Annotated in this window: 2 protein-coding genes and 1 pseudogene; 2 read left to right on the top strand and 1 reads right to left on the bottom strand. The window is 60.7% G+C overall.

What is annotated here, in order from left to right; genetic code table 11:
• Positions 1-627 (top strand): HupE/UreJ family protein (locus NW837_RS01195; RefSeq protein ID WP_414328904.1); only part of this gene is annotated, 627 nt, incomplete at its 5' end.
• Positions 628-714: 87 nt separating this feature from the next.
• Positions 715-1,164, top strand: a complete 450-nt coding sequence (gene ndk, locus NW837_RS01190; RefSeq protein WP_011431937.1) for a nucleoside-diphosphate kinase — start codon at positions 715-717, stop codon at positions 1,162-1,164.
• A 180-nt stretch (positions 1,165-1,344) separates the two neighbouring features.
• Here the strand turns inward: ndk and NW837_RS01185 are convergent.
• Positions 1,345-1,508: pseudogene (locus NW837_RS01185) on the bottom strand (RNA-guided endonuclease TnpB family protein); the annotation flags it as partial.

The following is a 1,508-nucleotide window of genomic DNA, read 5'->3' as shown; positions in this document are numbered from 1 at the left end:
CGGAAGGAAGGGATCCCCAGCTTTGCCGCTGCTGGGGGAGCACTGGCAGTTACGGGGTTTTTTTCGCCGGCTTTTGCCCACCACGCCCTGGGAGGGAAACTGCCTGCAACGGCCTGGGAGGGATTTCTCTCCGGGCTGGCTCACCCTGTCATTGGCTTGGATCACCTGGCCTTCGTCGTGGCCATCGGTCTTGTGGCGGCGGGGCAGCCCTGGCGCTACGGGATCCCGCTGGGCTTTGTGCTAGCGGGTCTGGTGGGCACTGGGATCCACCTGGCCGGCTGGGATCCCCTGGGACTGACGGAGCTGGCCATTGCCTCTTTGGTGGTTCTCTTCGGCTTGCTGCTGGTGCAACCGCGGCAGATCCCAAGTTGGCTCTTGCTAATAGGGGGATCCCTGGCGGGGCTATTCCATGGCTATGCCTACGCCGAAACCATTATCGGCGCCCAACCCATGCCTTGGGTGGGATATCTACTGGGGTTGAGCACCGTCCAGTATGGGGTAGCTCTCCTGGCCCTTTGGGCAGCAGAACGCTGGGGGTTGCGGATCCCTGGCTTAACTCGCTGGGCCGGCTGGGCGATTACAGTGGTGGGGGCTGCCTTCCTGACCTTGGCAGTGGTGGGCGCGTAAAAAGCGCTAATTTTGCTCCCTTGCGCTCGGGATCCCCGATCCGGTACAAGGATAGCGGTGAAGATCTGTAAAACGAGGGGAGATCCCATGGAGCGCACCTTTATTGCCATCAAGCCAGACGGCGTGCAGCGGGGGCTGGTGGGCACCATCATCCAGCGCCTGGAGAGCCGGGGCTACCAATTGGTGGGCCTGAAGCTGGTGCAAGTGAGCCAAGAGCTGGCGGAAGCCCATTACGCCGAACACAAGGAGCGCCCCTTCTTCCACAGTTTGGTGAAGTTCATTACCTCGGGGCCGGTGGTGGCTATGGTCTGGCAGGGCAAAGGGGTGATTGCTGCCGCCCGTAAGCTCATCGGCAAGACCAACCCCCTGGAGGCAGAACCGGGCACCATTCGCGGCGATTTTGGCATCGACATTGGCCGCAACCTCATTCACGGCTCCGATGGAGTTGAAACCGCGCAGCGGGAGATCGCCCTTTGGTTCGATGAGTCGGAATTGGTGAGCTGGACACCGGTTGCCCAAAGCTGGATTTATGAGTAGGTACTTGCTGCAGGCAAGGGGTAGTCGTGTTCGCAGGTTCCAGACCGGAAGTAGTGCAGAGCGCTAGGGCCGTGTTTCGAACTGGCTTCGGCTGGCCGCAAGCGGCTCTGTTGGAAGTGCCTTGAACCACCCCTTCTCTGCCAAAACTCGAGCGGCAAGCAGGATCTGTTTGCTAGTAAACTACCCGACCCTGACTGCTTCGCAGTACAGGGCAGGCTTTCGGCAGCCCTGCAGTTGGCAAGCCAACCACGAACCTCTGGGCTGGTTTACAGCAGCCCCCAAAAGCGCAATCACCTTCGCACCGTTAAAATCCGCATCCCCTTCCCAACCGCAGTGCCCGCATT

This window comes from Synechococcus sp. R6-10 (genome assembly GCF_047461815.1).
Taxonomy (GTDB): Bacteria; Cyanobacteriota; Cyanobacteriia; order Thermostichales; family Thermostichaceae; genus Thermostichus.
Note: the sequence above shows the minus strand (reverse complement) of the source record. Positions and strands in the feature narration are given on the sequence as shown.